This is a genomic window from Kouleothrix sp., from assembly GCF_046328425.1.
Classification (GTDB): domain Bacteria; phylum Chloroflexota; class Chloroflexia; order Chloroflexales; family Roseiflexaceae; genus Kouleothrix.
Genome location: NZ_JAXLWP010000005.1, coordinates 303,170 through 323,639 on the forward strand (window position 1 = coordinate 303,170; position 20,470 = coordinate 323,639).

Annotated in this window: 12 protein-coding genes; 2 read left to right on the forward strand and 10 right to left on the reverse strand. The window is 68.7% G+C overall.

The window, feature by feature from the left end:
* Positions 1-77 precede the first annotated feature (77 nt).
* The gene (locus U0177_RS05990; RefSeq protein ID WP_409569689.1) at positions 78-2,063 is read left to right on the forward strand and encodes a glycosyltransferase family 4 protein; all 1,986 of its coding nucleotides are present in this window, start codon (positions 78-80) and stop codon (positions 2,061-2,063) included.
* Positions 2,064-2,275: 212 nt separating this feature from the next.
* The gene (locus tag U0177_RS05995; RefSeq protein ID WP_409569690.1) at positions 2,276-3,322 is read left to right on the forward strand and encodes a GHMP kinase; all 1,047 of its coding nucleotides are present in this window, start codon (positions 2,276-2,278) and stop codon (positions 3,320-3,322) included.
* Positions 3,323-3,577: 255 nt separating this feature from the next.
* Here U0177_RS05995 and argF read toward each other — a convergent pair whose 3' ends face one another.
* The 10 genes from argF to U0177_RS06045 form a co-directional block, all read right to left on the reverse strand.
* Positions 3,578-4,504, reverse strand: a complete 927-nt coding sequence (argF, locus tag U0177_RS06000) for an ornithine carbamoyltransferase (RefSeq protein ID WP_409569691.1) — start codon at positions 4,502-4,504, stop codon at positions 3,578-3,580.
* A 60-nt stretch (positions 4,505-4,564) separates the two neighbouring features.
* A complete protein-coding gene (locus U0177_RS06005) occupies positions 4,565-5,779 on the reverse strand; it encodes an MFS transporter (RefSeq protein WP_409569692.1) in 1,215 nt (404 codons plus the stop codon).
* The gene (gene argH / locus U0177_RS06010; protein ID WP_409569733.1) at positions 5,770-7,140 is read right to left on the reverse strand and encodes an argininosuccinate lyase; all 1,371 of its coding nucleotides are present in this window, start codon (positions 7,138-7,140) and stop codon (positions 5,770-5,772) included. Before argH ends, U0177_RS06005 begins: the two co-directional genes overlap by 10 nt.
* 238 nt (positions 7,141-7,378) lie before the next feature.
* Positions 7,379-8,623 (reverse strand): bifunctional glutamate N-acetyltransferase/amino-acid acetyltransferase ArgJ, encoded by a 1,245-nt coding sequence (argJ, locus tag U0177_RS06015; RefSeq protein WP_409569693.1) that lies wholly within the window; start codon positions 8,621-8,623, stop codon positions 7,379-7,381.
* Positions 8,624-8,843: 220 nt separating this feature from the next.
* Complete coding sequence (locus U0177_RS06020) at positions 8,844-11,192, reverse strand: glycoside hydrolase family 31 protein (RefSeq protein ID WP_409569694.1); 2,349 nt, start codon at positions 11,190-11,192, stop codon at positions 8,844-8,846.
* 21 nt (positions 11,193-11,213) lie between these two features.
* Complete coding sequence (locus tag U0177_RS06025) at positions 11,214-11,723, reverse strand: GNAT family N-acetyltransferase (protein ID WP_409569695.1); 510 nt, start codon at positions 11,721-11,723, stop codon at positions 11,214-11,216.
* A 217-nt stretch (positions 11,724-11,940) separates the two neighbouring features.
* Complete coding sequence (locus tag U0177_RS06030) at positions 11,941-13,185, reverse strand: argininosuccinate synthase (RefSeq protein WP_409569734.1); 1,245 nt, start codon at positions 13,183-13,185, stop codon at positions 11,941-11,943.
* Positions 13,186-13,300: 115 nt separating this feature from the next.
* Complete coding sequence (locus U0177_RS06035) at positions 13,301-16,492, reverse strand: SNF2-related protein (RefSeq protein WP_409569696.1); 3,192 nt, start codon at positions 16,490-16,492, stop codon at positions 13,301-13,303.
* 120 nt (positions 16,493-16,612) lie between these two features.
* Positions 16,613-20,014, reverse strand: coding sequence for a carbamoyl-phosphate synthase large subunit (gene carB, locus U0177_RS06040; protein ID WP_409569697.1), 3,402 nt, complete (start codon positions 20,012-20,014; stop codon positions 16,613-16,615).
* A gap of 41 nt (positions 20,015-20,055) precedes the next feature.
* A complete protein-coding gene (locus U0177_RS06045; RefSeq protein WP_409569698.1) occupies positions 20,056-20,448 on the reverse strand; it encodes a GxxExxY protein in 393 nt (130 codons plus the stop codon).
* Between the last annotated feature and the right edge of the window lie 22 nt (positions 20,449-20,470).

Genomic DNA, 20,470 nt, shown 5'->3' on the forward strand with positions numbered 1-20,470 from the left:
ACTGGCGCGCGGCCGGGCCGCGGCGTGTATCGCGGCAGGCGCACCCAGGCGCCACGAGCACATAGATTCGGAAAAGCATGCGTATTGCAATTGACGCCCGTCTGAATGCTTACCGGCAGGGCGGCATCTCTCAGTATACGCGCCAGCTGCTTATGGCGCTGCCCGATGTTGCCCGCGACGACGAGTTCGTCTGCCTGCAGCATCGCGACCAGCTGCGCCCGCTGGCGATCGCGCCGAATGTGTCGCGCCGCACCGCGCTGACGCCGCCACACCATCGCTTCGAGCAGTGGACGCTGCCGCTCGAGGTGATGCTGGCGCGGCCGAACGTGCTGCACTGCCCCGATTTCATCGCGCCGACGCGCCGGCCCTGCCCTGCGGTGGTGACGATCCACGACCTGGCGTTTATGCACTACCCCGAGATCCTCGACGACTCGGCCAGGGCCTACTACGGCCAGGTGAAGAGCAACGCCCCGCGCGCCGACGGCGTCATCGCAGTTTCGGAGGCGACGCGCCAGGACATCGCCCAGTTCCTGGACATGCCGGCCGAGCAGATCGACGTGATCCACGAGGCGGCCGCGTCGCTCTACCAGCCGATCGAGCTGCGCGCGGGCGAGGCGCGCGTGCTGAACGGCAAGCCGGTGCAGGCCGGCTCGTTCCTGCTGTTCGTCAGCACGCTGGAGCCGCGCAAGAACCTGCCAACGCTGCTGCAGGCGCTGCGGATCTGCCTCGATCGCCAGCCCAACGCCGGGTATCGCCTGCTGATTGTCGGCCGGCGCGGCTGGCGCGACGAGGCAATCTTCGCGGCGGTGCGCGATTTGAACCTGGCCGATCACGTGCAGTTCGCCGGCGGGGTGGGCCAGTACGACCTGCGCTGGCTGTACAACGCCTGCCGGATCTACATCAACCCTTCGCTCTACGAGGGCTTTGGGCTGCCACTGCTCGAGGCGATGGCCTGCGGCGCGGCCTGCCTGGCCGCGGCTACTTCGAGCCTGCCCGAGATCGGTGGCAACGCCGCTGTGTACGTGCCACCGCTCGACGCCGACATATGGGCCGACGAGATCGCCGCGCTGTGGGACGACGACGAGCGCCGCGCCGAGCTGGGCCGCATGGGCGTGGCGCGCGCGCGCCAGTTCTCGTGGGCGCGCGCGGCCCGCGAGACCATGGCGGTGTACCGCCGCGCGGCCGAGCGGCTGCCCGCGCGCGCGGTTGTCGCGCCGCCGGCCGCGCCGCTGTTCGCTCGCGAGCTCGCCGCGCTCGAGCCCTCTACGGCCATGCATGCCATGCATGTTCCTTCGCCAGGCGGGCCGCGCGCCTGCCTGCGCTGTGGTGCCAACCTGGTGCCTGGCACATTGCAAAGCCAACTGGCGCTGCGGCCGCTGGCCGAGCACGAGGGCAGCCAGCCGATCGCGCCGCGCATGTGGGCCTGCGCGCGCTGCGGCCATGTCGAGCTGGTGCTCGATTGGTCGGTGGCGGTGCATCAGGCCGTGCCCGACGCGCCCGAGGCCGCGCAGCCGCTGGCGCATGCCGAAGCCAACGCCGATCTGCCCGAGCCGATCGACCCTGCCGATGCGCCTGAGGAAATCGCGCCTCCCGTAGACGTCGCTGCCGAGGTTGATGCGCCTGAGGAAATCGCGCCTCCCGCCGAGGCCGCCGCCGAGGCCAACGCGCCTGAGGAAATCGCGCCTCCCGCCGATGCCGCCGCCGAGGCCAACGCGCCTGAGGAGATCGTGGCTGCCGCCGCTGCCGAGGCCAGCGCGCCTGAGGAAATCGCGCCTCCCGCCGAGGACAGCGCCGACGAGCCAGAGGAGCGGCTGGCCGCGCTCGAGATACCCGAGCTACACCCGGCGCCGCTCGACGCGATTGCCGCCGCAGTGAATGGCCACGACGCGCCGCACAGCGTTGCGGCGAATGGCGCCGCCGGGCCGGACGCGCACGCCCCGGCTGGCGAGGACGCGCCACCTCCCGGCGCGCCCCCGGCCGGCACAGGCCGGCGCGGACGCCCGCGCGCCGAGCCGGCTGCCGAGACCCCCAAGCGCCGCCAGAACCGCGCCAAGCGCAAATAGCTAGAACCTACGCAGCTGGTGTGCTCAGCCTTCGCCAGAGCGGTACTTTCCTCGTATATTGCGTGCGGTTGGCGTGCTCAGCCTTCGCCAGATTTGGACGTGTGCGGTTTTTCCGCGCACAGAAGATACACAAGAACCATGCTGCCGCAGGCTCAACCTCGTTGCCTGAGCAAGCCGAATAGCGCAAGTGCGTAACGCTCAATGGCATAGGGATGCGCGAAACACCGATCCGCACAATCAACAGCGCCGCGCCGATCCGCATCTGCGACAACGGCGGCTGGACCGACACCTGGTTCGCCGGGCACGGCCAGATTTTCAACATCGCGGTGGCGCCCTGCGCCGAGGTGCAGATCGCCGTGTACCCGCGCGCGGCGCGCCCGGCGCCTGTGCTACTGCACGCCGAAAACTACGGCGAGCGCATGGCCCTCGGCCCGGCCGAGTGGGCCGCGCCGGCCGCGCAGCCACACCCGCTCCTGGCGGCCGCGCTGGCCGAGCTGCCGCCGCCCGACGATATCGCGCTGGAGATCAGCCTGTACTCGGCGGTGCCGGCCGGCTGCTCCACCGGCACATCGGCGGCGGTGGCCGTGGCGCTGCTCGGCGCGCTCGACGCGCTGACGCCCGGCCGGCTCACCGCCCACGAGCTCGCCTACGCCGCGCACCGCGTCGAGACCGAGCGGCTGGGGCTGCAGAGCGGCATTCAGGATCAGCTGTGCGCGGCGTATGGCGGGATCAACTACATCGAGATGTTCGCCTACCCGCACGCCAGCGTGTCGCCGCTGCACCTGCCGGCCGCGCTGCGCTGGGAGCTCGAGCGCCGCCTGGTGCTGGTGTTTCTCGGCCGCAGCCACAACTCGTCGGAGGTGCACGGCAAGGTGATCGGCCAGCTCGAGCGCGAGGGCGCGGCGTCGCCGCAGCTGGCCAGGCTACGGGCCATGGCCGCGCGCTCGCGCGACGCGCTGCTGGCCGGCGACCTCGCCGCGCTTGGCAGCGCAATGGCCGAGAACACCGAGCTACAGCGCGCGCTGCACCCCGAGCTGGTGGGGCCCGAGGCCCAAGCGCTGATCGAGCTGGCGCGCGCGCACGGCGCGCTGGGCTGGAAAGTCAATGGCGCGGGCGGCGCGGGCGGATCGGTGACGCTGCTGTGCGCCGAGTCGGCGGCGGCGCGGCGCGCGCTGATCGAGGCCATCCCGCGCCACAACCCGCTGTTCCGCCCCATCCCGATCGCCCTGAGCCGCCACGGCGTGCGGGTGTGGGGCTAGGCGCAATACTTTTCAAATAGCCACAAAGACTCGAATAGCCTTTGCGTCTTTGAGCCTTTGTGGCAACCTTTCGCCGGCCCTGGCATGTGAAAAGTATAGGACAAACGCCGTTGGCGCCCTCAGCCTTCGGCAGAGCGGTATTCTTCTCCGTATCGTGTGCGGTTGTTCCGCGCTCGGCGCAGAACAACCGCACACAGAAGATGAACAAGCAGCATACGGCAAGTGATCATCCGGATAAGGGCGCTCGCGCCGCCGCTATAGGCCCAGCAGCGTCAGGATCAGCGCCTTCTGCACGTGCAGGCGATTCTCGGCCTGGTCGAACACCACCGAGCTTGGGCCATCGATCACCTCGGCGGTGATCTCCTCGCCGCGGTGGGCCGGCAGGCAGTGCATAGCCAGCGCGCCTGCGCGGGCCTCGGCCATAAGCGCGGCGTTCATCTGGTAGGGCTGAAACACCGGCCGGCGGCGCGCTGCCTCGTGCTCCTGGCCCATGGAAGCCCACACGTCGGTGTACACCGCGTCGGCGCCGCCAACCGCCTCGGCCGGCGCCGAGCTGATCGCGATCGTCGCGTCGCTTTCGGCGGCGAGCCGCTCGGCCTGGGCCACGATCTCTGCGTCGGGCCGGTAGTCGGGCGGGCAGGCCACGCTCACATTCACGCCGAGCGTCGCGCCCAGCAGCAGCAGCGAGTGGCAGACGTTGTTGCCATCGCCGAGGTAGGCCAGCCGCAGCCCCTGCAGGCGCCCAAAGCGCTCGCGCAGCGTGAGCATATCGGCGAGCGCCTGGCAGGGGTGCTCGCGGTCGCACAGCGCGTTGATCACCGGCACGCTGGCGTGGCGCGCCAGCTCAGCCACGGTGGTGTGGCGGAACACGCGCGCGGCGATCACCTGCACCCAGCGGCTCAGGTTGTGCGCCACGTCGGGCACGCTCTCGCGGCCGCCCATGTCGATGTCGTTGGCCGAGAGGTAGCTGCCGTGCCCGCCAAGCTGGGTCATGCCGGCCTCGAAGGCTACGCGCGTGCGCAGCGAAGGCTTCTCGAACACCAGCGCGAGCGTCTTGCCGCGCAGCGGCATATCGGCGTGGCCGCCGGCGTGCCACTCGGTCTTCAGGGCCTGCGCGCGCGCGAGCAGCGCCTCGGCCTGTTCGCGCGTCAGGTCGGCGGCGGAAAGAAAGTGTTTGATCATAGCGAACCTCCGGTTGTTTTGTTCGAAATCTTCACACCAGCGGGCGCGCCCGGCGTGAGCTTATGCGGCGTTGCGCGCGGCCCTAGCGCGCAGGCCGCGCCCGACGTGCAGCGCCAGCATGGCTAGCGTACCGGCAACCACCAGCAGGGCGCTGGCGGCTGGCCCCGAGCGCGCCAGGAGTATGCCCTGCAGCCAGGGCAGCAATATTCCGCCGAGGCTGCCCATCGACGCCGCAACGCTCACGGCGCTGCCCTGCGCCTCGCCAAAGCTGTCGGCGACGATCGCGATGACGGTGGGGAACACTGGCCCAAAGCACAGCCCCAGCAGCAGCACTGCCGCGATCGTCGCCGAGGGGTAGCCAATGCTCAGCGCCAGCAGCAGGCCGCCGGCCAGCGCCCCGCTCAGGCACAGCTGCAGCAGCCGGTTTGGCGCGAGCCGGGCGCTCAGCAGCGCGCCAAGCACCCGCCCGACGGTGATCGCCATCCAGAAGCCGGCGGTGATCAGCGCCCCGGCGCTCGCGCCGAGCGAGGTCGTGCGCTGAATGTAGGTGGCGGTCCAGCCCGAAAGGCTGATCTCGGTGCCGACGTACAGCAGCAGCAGGGCGCCAAGCGCCCAGAGCAGCGGCGAGCGATAGACTGCTGCCGCGCGCGCCGCCTGGGCTGGCCGGCTCTGCGCTGCAGCCGGCGTGAGGCGCGGCAGCAGCAGCACCAGCGCGGCCGGTACAAGCGCCAGCGCCGCGCCCAGGCCCAGCACCGGGGTGGCGATGCCCCACAGCCCCAGCGACATCACCGCGACCGCCGGGCCGGCCATGTCGCCGATCCCAAAGAAAATATTCGTCAGGTTGAGCGCGGCGGCGCCACGGCCGGCAAACATGCGCACAATCAGAATATTGCAGACGATCACGAGCACGCCCTGGCCCAGGCCGGCCACCAGCGCGCCCGCCAGCGTCAGCGCCAGCGATGGGCTGGTGGCGTAGCCAAGCGTGCCCGCCACAAACAGCGCCACGCCGGCGATCAGCACCACGCGCTGGTCGAGCCGGTCGCTGAGCGGGCCGGTCGCCAGCTGCGCCACCAGCGCGCCCAGGAACAGCGCGCTGAAGAGCGCGCCAACATCCTCGATCGGGTGGCCGGTGCGCGCGGCCAGCTCGGGCAGCGCCGGGCCTACCGCCGACATGGCCATGCCCAGTGCTAGGAAGCACAGGCAGACGAGCGCGAGCGCGATGCGCGCCTGCCTGGCGGCCCCGCGATCGACGGGCGCAGGGTGTTCTACAGGCACGCGCGGGCCTGCTCGATCTGCAGGCGCACGGCGGCCGGCGCGGTGGCCCCCGGCACCTGCCGGCTGGCGGCCGAGCGCGCCGGGCTGAACACGTCGAGCACATCTTCCTCGAATGCCGCGTGGCAGGTACGGTACACCTCGAACGGCAGCGCCGAGAGCGCCACGCCGCGCGCCTCGGCCGCGCGCACCAGCGCGCCCACGGCCTTGTGCGCCTCGCGGAACGGCACCGCGCGCTCGACCAGGTAGTCGGCCAGGTCGGTGGCGAGCATGGCGTCGTCGATCGCAGCGTGCATGCGCCCGGTGTTGAAGCGCGCGGTGGCGATTGCGCCGGCAGCCACCGGCAGCGCCAGCTCGAGCGTATCGGCAGCGTCGAACAGCGGCTCTTTGTCTTCCTGCAGGTCTTTGTCGTAGGCTGCGGGCAGGCCCTTCAGCACCGTCAGCATGCCCACCAGGTGGCCCACCAGCCGGCCCGACTTGCCGCGCAGCAGCTCGAACGAGTCGGGGTTTTTCTTCTGCGGCATCAGGCTCGAGCCGGTGGAGTAGGCGTCGGCGAGCGTCACGAAGCCAAACTCGCTGGTGCTATAGATCACCATATCCTCGGCGAGGCGGCTGAGGTGCGTGCCGATCGTGGCCGCGCAGAACAGGAACTCGGCCACGAAGTCGCGGTCGCTGACCGCGTCGAGGCTGTTCGGGCTCGCGGCGGCGAAGCCCAGGTCGGCCGCGAGCGCCGCCCGGTCGATGTTCAGCGGCGTGCCGGCCAGCGCGCCCGAACCGAGCGGCAGCACCGCCGCGCGCCTGGCGCAGTCGGCCAGGCGCGCGCGGTCGCGCTGGATCGGCCAGAAGTGCGAGAGCAGCCAGTGCGCCAGCAGGATCGGCTGGGCGCGCTGCAGGTGGGTGTAGCCGGGCAGCAGCGCCTCGCCGGCGGCCTCGGACTGGGCCAGCAGGGCCGCCTGTAGCTCGCGCAGGCCGGCGTCGGCGCGCGCGATCGCGCCAAGCGTCCACAGCCGCACGTCGGTGGCCACCTGGTCGTTGCGGCTGCGGCCGGTGTGCAGCTTGCCGGCGACTGCGCCGGCCAGCTCGCCCAGGCGCCGCTCGACCGCGCTGTGGATGTCTTCGTCGTCGGGCCGGGCCTGGAAGCGGCCTTCGGCATACTCGGCGCGCACTGCGTCGAGCCCGGCCAGCAGCGCGGCCAGCTCGCCGTCGCTGAGGATCCCGGCGGTGTGCAGCTGGCGCGCCCAGGCCGCGCTGCCGCGAATATCCTCGGCCCACAGCCGCCAGTCGAACGGGTAGGAGTTTTGAAAGCGCGCCATGCGCTCGTCGATCGACTCAGAGAAGCGTCCGCCCCACATTGTATCCTCCAGCGGTCAGGCGTCAGAAGCCAGGCGTTAGGTGCCAAAGGCCAGAATTCCGCAGGCAGGGGCCGGGATCAGGGAAAGCCGTACCCCTGGCTTGTGAGTTCTGGCCCTGAGTTTTAGTGCAGGTTATCACACATCCGAACCGGGTTTGACGAAAGACGGAAGAAGGAAGACGAAAGAAGGCGCTGATTCGTCGTCTGTCTTTCGTCCTGAAAACTCGGATCGAACCTGCGGTAGCCTGTGCTTAGGTCGTATAGTGTGCGTTGATCTCGACATATTCTTTGCTGAAGTCGCATGTCCAGACGGTGGCGGCGGCGGCGCCAAGGCCGAGGTCGAGGTTCACGTACACCGGGTCTTCGCGCAGCAGCGCGGCGGCGGCCGGCTCGGCGTAGGCGAGCGGCAGGCCAGCGGCCACCACCGCCACCTGGGCGCCGCCGGGGTGGCCAAAGCTCAGCGAGAGGCGCTCGGCGTCGATCTCGGCGCCGCTGTAGCCGGCCGCGCACAGCACCCGGCCCCAGTTCGGGTCGCCGCCGTGCACCGCGCACTTAAACAGCGGCGAGCGGGCGATGCTGTCGGCAACCTGGTGGGCCTGGGCTTCGTCGGCCGCGCCGCCGACGCGGATCTCGATCAGGCGAGTGGCGCCCTCGCCGTCGCGCGCGACCTGCTTGGCCAGATCGACGCACACGCCGGTCAGGGCTTCTACGAATTGCTCGAAAGCTGTGGCGGGCTGGGCATCGCGCGCGCCCTCTGCGCTGATCTCAACACCCGAGGCGCCCGAGGCGAGCAGCAGCAGCGTATCGTTGGTGCTCATGTCGCCGTCGACGCTGACGCAGTTGAAGCTGCGGCCAGCCGCCTGGCGCAGCGCGGCCTGCAGCAGCTCGGGCGCCACGGCCGCGTCGGTAGTGACGATCGCCAGCATGGTGGCCATGTTCGGGTGGATCATGCCCGAGCCCTTGCACATGCCGGCGATCGTGACGGGCTGGCCGCCGATCTGGGCTACGGCGCGCGCCACCTTCGGGCGCGTGTCGGTGGTCATGATCGCGCGCGCGGCGATTGGCGCGCCGTGCTGCGCGGCGGCGGTAGATGTGACGGCGGCAAGGCCCTGCGCGACCTTGTCCATGTCGAGGTGCCGGCCGATCACGCCGGTGGAGAGCACCAGCACATCGTCGGGCTGGCAGCGCAGGCCATAGGCCGCCAGCTCGGCCATGCGGCGCGCGTCGGCCATGCCGCGCGGGCCGGTGCAGGCGTTGGCGTTGCCGGCGTTGGTGATCACGGCGCGGATGCCGCTAGCGTTCTTCGCCAGGATCTGCTGGTCGTAGATCACCGGCGCGGCCTTGACGCGGTTGGTAGTGAACACGCCGGCGGCGCTGCATGGCCCCTCGGCGGCGATCAGCGCCAGGTCGAGGTTGCCGCTGGGCTTCAGGCCGCAGGCGGTGGCGGCGGCGCGGAAACCGGGGGCCAGGGTGAATGTGCTGATACTGTCGTTCATGGTGTTCCTCTTACGCCTCGGGTTGAATTTTGAGCGGTGACACAATCCTCAGAAATTGCCTGAGAAGGGACCACCAAGACACGAAGACACCAGGAACGTGTATGTCGTGTTGGTGCTTTTTCAGCGTATTGCCGCTTGGTGCCTTGGTGGTACACAGGCTTTTCAAACAGCCTCCCAGGCCGGTATGCGCCGGCGGGCTTCGCCGGGGTGGCCGAGGGCTTTAGCTCGATGGCGTGCGGGTAAAGCGTATCTCCCGCGCCTGCCCATCGTCCTCGAACTCGGCCGGCCGATCGGCCTGCCAGCGATCCGGCCCTTTCACCCGTACAGCGACGGTGCGGCTTGCCGGGGTATACTGGCCCGCGCGGGCGCCGATCGTAAACACCAGGTCGTCGCCTTCGCGGCGCAGTGTGTAGCGCGTGGTGCAGTGCTGGCCGCGCTCGTAGGCAAAGGTGTGGCCATCGTCTTCATAGAAGGTTAGCTCGCCGTCGCCGGGAAACAGGTCGAGCGCCAGCGCGTCGAGCGGGCGCTCGTCGGCGTAGCGCATAGCCGGGCCGCTAGGGATGATCGCGCCGGCGCGGGCGTACAGCGGCATGCGCTCGAGCGGCGCGTCGGCGAGGATCGGCGCGCCGCGCTCGGCGGTGCCAACCCGCTCGCCGCTCCACCAGTCGTACCACTCGCCGCGCGGCAGGAACACCGCGCGGAAGCGCCGGCCGGGGTGGTACACCGGCGCGGCCATGAGCGCCGGCCCGAGCATCACCTGGTCGTGGATCTGGTAGGTGGCCGGGTCGTCGGGGAAGTGGAACAGCAGCGGGCGCAGCACCGGCGCGCCGCTCTGCGATGCCTCCCAGAACAGCGTGTACATGTACGGCAGCAGCCGGTAGCGCAGCTGCAGATACTCGCGGCAGATCGCCTCGATCTCGGGGCCGAATACCCAGGGCTCGTGGCGCTCGGTTTCGGCGTGCGAGTGCCCGCGACAGAACGGCGTCAGCGCCCCCAGCTGCATCCAGCGTGCGAATAGCTCGCCGCTGGCATTTCCAAAGAAGCCGCCCACGTCGGTGCCGACAAACGGCACGCCCGAGAGGCCCATGTTCATCAGCTGCGGCATGGTCAGCTCGAGGTGCTCCCACCACGAGCTGTTATCGCCCATCCAGCAGGCGCTCCAGCGCTGGATGCCGGCGAAGGCCGAGCGCGTCAGCACAAACGGCCGCTCGTCGCTGTGCGCGCGCAGGCCCTCATACGAGGCGCGGGCCATGCCGTAGCCGTACATGTTGTGCACCTCGGCGTGGGTGGTGCGCTCGCCGTCGGGGCCTTGCGGCGCGTCGAGGTCGATCGTGCCGACATCGCCGGCGCCCTCGCCGAACGGCCGCTGAAACACCGCCGGCTCGTTCATGTCGTTCCAGATGCCGCGCACGCCCATGTCGGCCAGCGCCTTCTGCTGCTGGCCCCACCAGGCGCGCACCTCGGGCCGGGTGTAGTCGGCGAACACCGAGTCGTCGGGCCAGACGTAGCCGTGAAAGATCGTGCCGTCGGCGCGCGTGATGAACATGCCGCGCGCCAGGCCGTCGCTGTACACGTGGTAGTCCGGGTCGATCTTCACGCCCGGGTCGATGATCGTAACCGCCTTGAAGCCGGCGGCGCGCATATCGGCCAGCAGGCGCGGCGGGTCGGGGAAGCGTGCCGCGTCCCAGGTGAACACGCGGTAGCCGCGCATGTAGTCGATGTCGAAGTGGATCACGTCGCAGGGCAGGTCGCGCGCGCGGAACTCGGCGATCAGCTCGCGCACCATCGCCTCGGAGGTGTAGCCCCAGCGGCTCTGGTGGTAGCCGAGCGCCCAGCGCGGCGGCAGCGGCGCGCGCCCTAGCAGCGCGCTGAGCTGCTCGAGCGCCGCGGCCGGCGCCGGGCCGTAGGCCAGGTAGTAGTCGATCGCGCCGCCGTCGGCGCGCATCTGCCACTCGCCGTAGCGCGCGGCGCCCATGTCGAACTCGCTGCGCCAGGTGTTGTTGAAGAACAGGCAGTAGGCCAGGCCGGGCCGCAGCGCCATGAGCACAGGCATGGCGATGTACAGCGGGTCGGTGCCGGGGCCGTGGCCCCAGGCCGGGTCGGTCGTCCAGTTGATCATGCGGCGGCCGAGCTTGTCGAGCTGGCCGGTGCGCTCGCCGAAGCCGTAGAAGTGCTCGCCGGCGCCGATGCGCTTGGCGCAGGCCACCGCGCCGCCCGGCTCCCAGCGCGCGCCGGTGGTGTCGGCGCAGAACTGCGCGCCGCTGGCGTCGGCGAAGGCGACGCGCGCGTCGGCCTTGGCTATGCGCACGCTGATCGCGCCGGTGTCGAGCACCACTGCGTCGTCTTCGTCGCGCACGTCGAAGGGCACGGCGGCAAAGGCTTCGTCGGGCGCGGCGGCGGCCCACGAGCGGCGCGGCGCGAAGGTGCCGCCCGGCCCGACGCTCACGCGCACCAGGCGCGGCGCCAGCACGCTCACGCGCAGCCGCGCCGCGCCGCACTCGAGCATGAGCGCCTGGCCTTCGCGCGTGAAGGAGCGGACTGTACCGGGCGCATTGGGTAATTCTGGCATGAATTTCTGCTCTGCTTGCTGCTAGAGCTGCTTTTCAAGCAGCGTCGCTTCCCACCCGCTGTCTTCGACAACCGTGCCGCGCTCGGCGAACCCGGCGCGCCGGTAGTAGGCCCGCAAGGCCAGGTTCGGCCCCATGCAGTCCAGCCGTAACAAGCGCCGGCCGCGCGCCAGCGCCTCGCGCTCGGCCCAGCGCAGCAGCGCCAGCCCGAGGCCCTGGCCGGCCGCTGCCCTGCTGATCGCCAGGCCGTGAACATACAGCGCGTCGCCGCGGTCCTGGCCCCACAGCGCCTCGTCGGCCGGCAGGAGCGCGAGCGTGCCGACGGCGGCGCCACCGCGCCACGCCAGGTAGCAGCAGCCCTGCGCGATCCGCTCGCGCGTCTCGCGCTGCTCGTGCGCCGATGGCGGCCAGACCGATGACCACTGGTGAATGCCGCGCGCCGCGAGCCAGGCGCCGGCCTCGTACAGCAGCCGGTCGACAATCTCGGCCTGCTCGGCGGTCGCCGGCGCGACGACGAGATCCTGATCGTCCATAGCACCTCAACGAGCGCTCGTCCGCAGGCTGCACAGTGGCACGTGTGCATCTTCTGTGTGCGGTTTTCCGCGCGTAGCGCGGAAAAACCGCACACGCATCTGCCGAAGGCTGTACGCGCCAGCTGCGTACGTTCTACCGGGCACGCAGCCGGCAAGGCGACAAGCAGACGGGCACATAGGCGAAGTGCCGCTTGCCTCCTTGCCGGCCTTCGGAGGGCTACTCTTGCGGCCGGAGCCCGTGTTTGGCCTTGTCGCTGCCCTCGACCAGCGCGCGCACCTTCACCGGCAGGCCGAAGATCTTGATAAAGCCCTCGGCGTCTTTCTGGTTGTAGGTTTGGCTCATGGTGAAGCTGGCGATGTCGGGGTTGTACAGGCTCGCGGCGGCCTTGCGGCCCACCAGCGTGGCGTTGCCCTTGTAGAGCTTCAGGCGCACCGTGCCGGTGACGTTCTGCTGGGTGACGTTGAAGAACGCCTGCAGCGCCTCGCGCAGCGGCGTGTACCACAGGCCGTTGTAGACCAGCTCGGCGTAGCGATGCGCCACCACGTCTTTGTAGTGCATGGTCTCGCGGTCGAGCGTGAGCTGCTCGAGGCCCTGGTGGGCCGCGCGCAGGATCGTGCCGCCCGGCGTCTCGTAGACGCCGTGGCTCTTCATGCCCACCAGCCGGTTCTCGACCAAGTCGACGCGGCCGACGCCGTGCTTGGCGCCGAGGTCGTTCAGCGCAACCAGCAGCTCGACCGGGCCGAGCCGCTGGCCGTTCACGCTCACCGGCGTGCCCTGCTCAAAGCCAACCTCGACGTACTCGGGCGTGTCGGGGGCCTGCTCGGGCGACACCGACAGGGTGAACATGGCCTCCTCGGGCTCGTTCCACGGGTCTTCGAGCACGCCGCCCTCGTGCGAAATATGCCAGATATTGCGGTCGCGGCTGTAGATCGACTTGAGCGTCGCCGTGACCGGCACATTATGCTCGGCGGCGTAGTCGAGCGCGTCCTCGCGCGAGCGGATGTCCCACTCGCGCCAGGGCACGATCGCCTTGAGGTGCGGCGCGAAGGCCATGTACGTCACCTCGAAGCGCACCTGGTCGTTGCCCTTGCCGGTGCAGCCGTGCGCCAGCGCGTCGGCGCCCTCCTGCAGGGCGATCTCGGCCTGGCGGCGGGCGATCAGCGGGCGCGCCACCGAGGTGCCCAGCAGGTACAGCCGCTCGTAGATCGCGCCCGACTGCAGCATGGGGAACAGGAAATCGCGCACGAACTCCTCGCGCAGATCCTCGACATAGCACTTCGACGCGCCGCTGGCCTTGGCCTTCTCCTCCAGCCCGGTCAGCTCGTCGGCCTGGCCGAGGTTCGCGCAGTAGCACACCACCTCGGGGTTGCCGTAGTTCTGCTTCAGCCACGGCACGATGATGCTGGTGTCGAGGCCGCCCGAGTAGGCAAGCACGACTTTCTTGACATTGGGTTTCACGATTTGCTCCTCATTGGCCGATGAAAGGATGTACGATAGACACGTAGAACTTACACAGATGGTGTGCTCAGCCTTCGGCAGAGCGGTACTTTTCGACGTACAAGCGGATCGCGATCGATCATGAGAACAGCACCTCGATGTCTTCGCGCGTGAGCGACTTGAACACCCCGCCCTCGGCGCCAATCACCTGGTCGACGATCGCGCGCTTGTGCTCCTGCAGCAGCAGGATCTTCTCTTCGACGGTATCGCGCGCGATCAGCTTGTACACAAACACCGGCTTGTCCTGCCCGATGCGGTGGGTGCGGTCGGTGGCCTGCTGCTCGACCGCCGGGTTCCACCAGGGGTCGATATGGATCACATAGTCGGCGGCGGTGAGGTTCAGGCCAACGCCGCCGGCCTTGAGGCTGATCAGGAAGAACGGCAGGTCGTCGTTGTTCTGAAAGCGATCGACCTCGCCCTGGCGGTCGCGCGTCTGGCCGTCGAGGTAGCAGTAGGGCACCTTGCGGTCGTCGAGCGCCTCGCGCACGAGCGCGAGCATCTGCACGAACTGCGAGAACACCAGCGCGCGGTGGCCCTCGGCGCGCAGCGTGTCGAGGGTGTCGAGCAGCAGCTCGAACTTGCCCGAAACGCCTTTGAACTTCGCGTCGACCAGGCGCGGGTGGTTGCTGATCTGGCGCAGGCGCAGCAGGCCCTCGAGGATCTTCATGCGCGCGTCGTTCATGCCGTCGTTGTCGATCAGGCCGAGCAGCAGCGCGCGGTAGTAGTCGCGCTGCTTGTCGTACAGCTTGCGCTGGGTCGGCTCCATGTCGCACATCACGATCTCTTCGCTGCGCGGCGGCAAGTCGGCCGCAACTTGGTCTTTGGTGCGGCGCAGGATGAACGGGTAGACCATCTTGCGCAGGAACTGGGCGGTGTCGCCGTTCTGCTGGCGCTCGATCGGCGTCACAAACTCCTCGCGGAAATAGCCGACATCGCCGAGCAGGCCGGGGTTGAGAAACGCGAACTGCGACCACAGCTCGAGCGTTGAGTTCTCGATCGGCGTGCCGGTGAGCACCAGGCGGTGGCTGCCGCGCAGCAGCCGCGCGGCCTTCGACGTCTCGGCCAGCGGGTTCTTGATCGCCTGCGACTCGTCGAGCACGATGTAGTTGAACTGGTACTGGCGCAGCTTCTCGACATCGCGCAGCATGGTGCCATAGGTTGTCAGCACCAGGTCGTGCTTGGCGAACTCGGCCGGGTCGGCGATGCGGCCCTGGTCGGCGTGCACATACACTGCCAGCTCGGGCGTAAACTTCTCGGCCTCGCGCTGCCAGTTGAACAACAGCGAGCGCGGCATGACGATCAGGCTGGCGGGGGCCTCGTTCTCGGCCTCGTAGAGCGACTCGAGGAACGCGAGGGTGCAGATCGTCTTGCCGGTGCCCATGTCGTCGGCCAGGCAGCCGCCAAAGCCATACTCGCGCAGGAAGTGCATCCAGTCGTAGCCGAACTTCTGGTAGGGCCGCAGCTGGCCTTTGAAGGTAGTGGGCAGCGGCTGCGGCTCGATCCGCTCGAAGCCGCGCAGCTTCTCGCGGCGCTGCTCGAACGCCTCGTCGGCGCGGGCGCGGTCGGCGTCGGCCAGCAGCTGGTCGAGCATGGTGATATGGTGCTGCGAGAAGCGCAGGTCGTCGCCGTGCTCCTGGCCGAGCGCGAGCAGGTGGCGGTAGCGATCGATCCACTCCTCGGGCAGCTGGCCGATCGTGCCGTCGGCGAGCTTGACATATTTCTCGCGCTTTTTGATCGCGTGGCGGATGTCTTTCAGCGACACCGACAGATCGCCGTAGTTCACGACCGCCGTCACGTCGAACCAGTCGATGCCGCTGCTGACATTGAACGAGATCGTGGGGGTGTTGCGGTTGACGCGCGCCAGCGTGAGCGCCTCTTCGCCGTAGATCGTATAGCCGGCCTCGGCGAGCTTGGGCACCTGGTGCATCAGGAAGTCGATCGGGTGGACGGTTTTCTTCACCAGCCAGATGTGTGGCTCGGGGCCGCGCTTGAGGCTGTAGGACGAGAGGTTCTGCCAGGCTTCCTGCTCGCGCTGCGGCTGGCGGGCCACGCGCGCGAGCGAGGTGCTGCCGGGCTTGCGCAGCGTGGCCGTCTCGGGCAGGCGTTTATCGTAGGCCAGCTCGTACTCGCCGTAGCCGAAGCGCAGCTCGGCCTGCAGGCCCTCGGGGCTCTCGGCGAGGTACAGCCGCGGCTGGGGCGCGTCGGTGATATCGTGCCACTGCACCATGTCGCCGCGCACGGTGACGCGCTCGGTCAGCGGCAGCAGGTGCTTCTCGAGGAAGGTTTCCTCGTCTTCGGGCGGGATGGTAAGCTCGGGGTATTCGAGCAGCGCCTGCGCCAGGCCGTCGCCGCTTTTGAGCTGTACCAGCGTGTGGCCCAGCAGCAGCCACGGCGGGTCGGGCACCACCACAACCGTCTCGCGGCGCTTGATCGGCAGCACGCGATCGCCGACCGACACGCGCGCCACCAGGCGCAGGCCGGCCTTATGCTGGCTCAGCTCGGCCTCGACGGTGCCAAGCTCGGGCAGCACCTCGATGCGCTGCTGCAGCGGGTTGCCCTCGTGGCCGATATACACCAGGCTGCCGGGCAGCAGCGGCAGCACCGGCTCGTAGAAGGCATTCTCGCGGCCGTAGCTGTAGCCCGAGAGCATGTACGGGTTGCCGACCGCCAGGTTCACCGCCGCCAGCTCGGTCTCGCTGGCGCCGGGGTACGTCTGGCGGCTGATCCGGCTGCGGATGGGCTTGGCGTGGCTGGAGAGGTCGATCCGCGCGATCGCCGCAGCGATCGCCTCGTGGTCGCCGAGCTCGTGGCTGGCGAACAGGCGCGCGGCCAGCGAGTAGGGCACCACCGCCCAGCTATTGTTGCGCTCTTGCAGGCTAAACACAATCGGGCTGTAATTCACGCTCGGGCGGCGCGCCGAGGAGTGCGCGCTCTGGTCGAGCACGGCCTGCCAGAGCTTGGGCGGGTGCGCCACCAGGTACTCGTGCAGCTTCAGCGCGGCGGCCACGCGGTGGCGGCACAAATACCACTGGTAGCTTTCGCGGCAGGTGCAGCTGAGCGCGATCTGGTGCGCGTGCAGCCACACCGACACAGTGTATGGGCGGTTGGTCTTATGATCGCGCACCTGCAGCCGCGCCGAACTTTGCCCCACGCTCTCGATGCTTGCCCGGCCGGCGGCAAAATCATCGCGGCCGGCGGTGACATTCTGGGGTGGGGTATTTTTGCTGATCTGCTCGATGCTGAGCATATCGGCGGTGAGAAGGTTGATCATCGCTTCCTGCTCCCTTTGCAGGTGCCGCAGCTGCGCCTAACGTGGTATGTGCGATGTGCGGGCTGAGAACCTGTAGCAGCGCGGCGCTGTGCTTGGCCGAACCAGCGGCCAAAGCAAGTATCAGCGCTCTACTATAGCACGTCGGGCGTGGTGCTCTTGCAGCGAGCGCACCTTCAGCTCTTTGGCCTTGAGCGCGCGGATGGCGCTCACGGTGGCGGCCGCGCCGGTGAGCGTGGTGACGAGCATCACACCGTGGCGGATGGCGGCCGAACGTAGCGCCTGGCCGTCCTGGTAGGCGCGCGCGCCCAGCGGCGTGCTGATCACCAGCTGCACCTTGCCGGCGGCGATCAGGTCGGCAGTGGTGCTGCCGCCCTCGGAAACCTTGTTGACGGCGTCCACCGGCAGGCCGAGCTGGGCGAGCCAGGCGGCGGTGCCGCGGGTGGCGTAGAGCGAAAAGCCCAGGCGCACCAGGTCGCGCGCGATCCGGCTGATCGCGCCCTTGTCGAAATCGTTGACCGTCAGCAGCGCCCCGCCGGCGGTGGGGATCTTCTGGTTCGCGCCCATCTCGGCCTTGGCGAAGGCGTGGCCAAAGCTCGAGGCGTGGCCCATCACCTCGCCGGTCGAGCGCATCTCGGGGCTGAGGAACACCGCCGCGCCGGGGAACTTCTCGAACGGCAGCACCGCTTCTTTCACAAAGAAGCCGTCGAGCGCCGGCTCGGCCAGCAGGCCCAGCTCGGCCAGGGTTTTGCCGGCGGCCACCTGCGCGGCGATCCGCGCCAGCGGCACGCCAGTGGCCTTGGCGATAAACGGCACGGTGCGGCTCGAGCGCGGGTTCACCTCGAGCACATACACTTCGTCGTCCTTGATCGCATACTGCACGTTCATCAGGCCCCTGACGCCCAGGGCCATGCCGATGCGGATGGTCTCGTCGCGGATGATCGCCAGGTGGTAGGCGCTGACCTTGTAGGGCGGCATGACCATAGCCGAGTCGCCTGAGTGGACGCCGGCCTCTTCGACGTGCTCCATGATCCCGCCGATCACCACGCGCTGGCCATCGCCCACCGCGTCGACATCGACCTCAAAGGCGTCTTCGAGGTAGCGATCGATCAGCACCGGCTGGCCCTCGCTGATCCGCGCGGCCTCGTGCAGGTACTGCGCCAGACCGTCGTCGTCGTAGGCGATCGCCATGGCCCGGCCGCCGAGCACATACGAGGGCCGCACCAGCACCGGGTAGCCGATCCGCGCGGCGATCTCGCGCGCCGCCGGCAGGTCGGCGGCCATGCCACTTTCGGGCTGCTCGATCTCGAGCGAGCGCAACAGCGCGCCGAAGCGCCCGCGGTCCTCGGCCAGGTCGATCGCGTCTTGCGAGGTGCCCCAGATCGGCACGCCATAGGCCGCCAGGCCCTTCGCCAGGTTCAGCGGCGTTTGCCCGCCGAACTGCACCAGCACGGGGACGAAAGACGAGGGACGAAAGACGGGGGATGAAATGTCCTCATTTGTCTTTGGCCGTTCGTCTGTCGCCTCGCCCGACTCGCGCTCCCAGATGTTCAGCACATCCTCGAGCGTCAGCGGCTCGAAGTACAGCCGGTCCGAGGTATCGTAGTCGGTCGAGACGGTCTCGGGGTTGCAGTTGACCATGATCGTCTCGTAGCCCAGGTCGCGCAGCGCGAGGCAGGCGTGCACGCAGCAGTAGTCGAACTCGATGCCCTGGCCGATGCGGTTGGGGCCGCCGCCGAGGATCATCACCTTGGGCTTATCGGTCACCGCGGCCTCGTCGGCGCTGGCGTAGGTGCTGTACATGTACGGCGTGTGGGCCTCGAACTCGGCGGCGCAGGTGTCGATGCGGTGGTACACCGGGGTGATGCCGAGCGCCTTGCGCCGCGCGCGCACGTCCATTTCGCCTGGGCGAGCGGCGGGGGGCGAAGGAGGAAGGCCCGGCTCGGCCGAAGAAAAGCTTTGGTCTTCCGTCTTTTGTCTTTCGTCTGGGCGAAGGAGCAGTGCGATCTGCGCGTCCGCGAAGCCATTCTGCTTGGCCTCGCGCAGCAGCACAGCCGGCAGGCTGGCGAGGGTGTGGCCGGCCAGCTCGCGCTCGATCGCGATGATCGCGCCCAGCTGCTCGGCGAACCACGGGTCGTAGCCCGACGCGGCCGCCAGCTCGTCGGGGTGCATGCCGGCGCGCAGCGCATCGGCGGCGGCGAAGATGCGCTCGGGGCTTGGCGAGCCGAGCGCCGACAGCCAGGAGCCCTCGCCCGGCGATTGGCCGGCCCTCGGCTCTTGGCTCTTGGCTCTTTTCATCCCAAAGCCCACCGCGCCGATCTCGAGGCCGCGCATGGCCTTCTGAAACGCCTCGTTGAAAGTCGTGCCGATCGCCATCACCTCGCCGACGCTTTTCATCTGCGGGCCGAGCGTCGGGTCGACGCCGGGGAACTTCTCGAAGGCCCAGCGCGGGATCTTCACCACCACGTAGTCGAGGCTCGGCTCAAACGAGGCCGGCGTGACCTTGGTAATATCGTTGGGGATCTCGTCGAGGGTATAGCCCACCGCCAGCAGCGCGGCGATCTTGGCGATCGGGAAGCCGGTAGCCTTCGAGGCCAGCGCCGACGAGCGGCTGACGCGCGGGTTCATTTCGATCACGATCGTCGCGCCGTCGGCCGGGTTCACCGCGAACTGCACATTCGAGCCGCCCGTCTCGACGCCCACCACGCTCATTACGGTCTTGGCCTGGTCGCGCAGGCGCTGCAGCTCGCGGTCGGTGAGCGTCATGGCCGGGGCGACGGTGATCGAGTCGCCGGTGTGCACGCCCATGGGGTCGAGGTTCTCGATCGAGCAGACGACCACGAAGTTGTCGGCGCGGTCGCGCATCACCTCGAGCTCGTACTCCTTCCATCCCAGCACGCTCTGCTCGATCAGCACCTGGCCCACCGGCGAGGCGCGCAGGCCGCGGTCGGCGATATCGCGCAGCTGGGCTTCGTCGTAGGCCACGCCGCCGCCCGAGCCGCCAAGCGTGAACGAGGGCCGCACCAGCACCGGGTAGCCGATCTGCCGGGCCAGCGCCAGCGCGCCGTCCACGGTCGTCACCGTCTCGCCCTCGGGAACGCCGAGGCCGGCCTTGAGCATCGCCTCCTTGAAGAGCTGGCGATCCTCGGCCAGGTCGATCGCGTCGGGCGAGGCGCCGATCAGCTGCACGCCGTAGCGCTCGAGCACGCCGCTCTTGAACAGCCGCATCGCCAGGTTCAGGCCCGTCTGGCCGCCGACAGTCGGCAGGATCGCGTCGGGGCGCTCGCGCTCGATGATCCGCTCGACGATCCCGGGGGTCAGCGGCTCGATGTAGGTCGCGTCGGCGAACTGCGGGTCGGTCATGATCGTGGCGGGGTTCGAGTTCACCAGGATCACGCGGTAGCCCTCGCGGCGCAGCACCTTGCACGCCTGCACGCCAGAGTAATCGAACTCGCACGCCTGGCCGATCACAATCGGCCCCGCGCCGATGATCAGGATGCTTTTGATGTCAGTACGCTTGGGCAATATCTTATCCCTTTGCCACAAAGACGCGAAGGCACGAAGGCTTAAATGACGACGCGTCTGATGCCATTCTTCATAAGAGGGACATTGAAGTTAATGAGAAAGCCTAAACGCTTCTTTGCCAGCCGTAAGTGACTCAGTATCTGAGCCATATAGACCGGGTGCATCTCGTCAGTCGCCTTGAGTTCGCATATAACAGAGTCTTCCACGAGCAGATCGAGACGTAACGCTTCCTCAAAGGTTATGTCATCGTATACTATCGGCAGGGCAACCTGTCGTTGGCAGCGCAGTCCACGTTTTCCCAGCTCATGATGGAGGCAAACTTCATACACATTCTCGAGCAAACCCGGGCCAAGCGCTTTATGAACAGTGACGGCCGCATCGACAATTATAGTCGCGATTCGCTCTTCTTCGGTTGATAATTGACGATAAGCCATCGGCAATTCCTTCGAGTCTTTG

Excerpts from the sequence above, each read along its gene's own strand:
- U0177_RS05990 (WP_409569689.1), top strand. The coding sequence starts at position 78 with ATGCGTATTGCAATTGACGCCCGTCTGAATGCTTACCGGCAGGGCGGC.
- U0177_RS05995 (WP_409569690.1), top strand. The coding sequence starts at position 2,276 with ATGCGCGAAACACCGATCCGCACAATCAACAGCGCCGCGCCGATCCGC.
- argF (WP_409569691.1), bottom strand. The coding sequence starts at position 4,504 with ATGATCAAACACTTTCTTTCCGCCGCCGACCTGACGCGCGAACAGGCC.
- argJ (WP_409569693.1), bottom strand. The coding sequence starts at position 8,623 with ATGAACGACAGTATCAGCACATTCACCCTGGCCCCCGGTTTCCGCGCC.
- U0177_RS06020 (WP_409569694.1), bottom strand. The coding sequence starts at position 11,192 with ATGCCAGAATTACCCAATGCGCCCGGTACAGTCCGCTCCTTCACGCGC.
- U0177_RS06025 (WP_409569695.1), bottom strand. The coding sequence starts at position 11,723 with ATGGACGATCAGGATCTCGTCGTCGCGCCGGCGACCGCCGAGCAGGCC.
- U0177_RS06035 (WP_409569696.1), bottom strand. The coding sequence starts at position 16,492 with ATGATCAACCTTCTCACCGCCGATATGCTCAGCATCGAGCAGATCAGC.
- U0177_RS06045 (WP_409569698.1), bottom strand. The coding sequence starts at position 20,448 with ATGGCTTATCGTCAATTATCAACCGAAGAAGAGCGAATCGCGACTATA.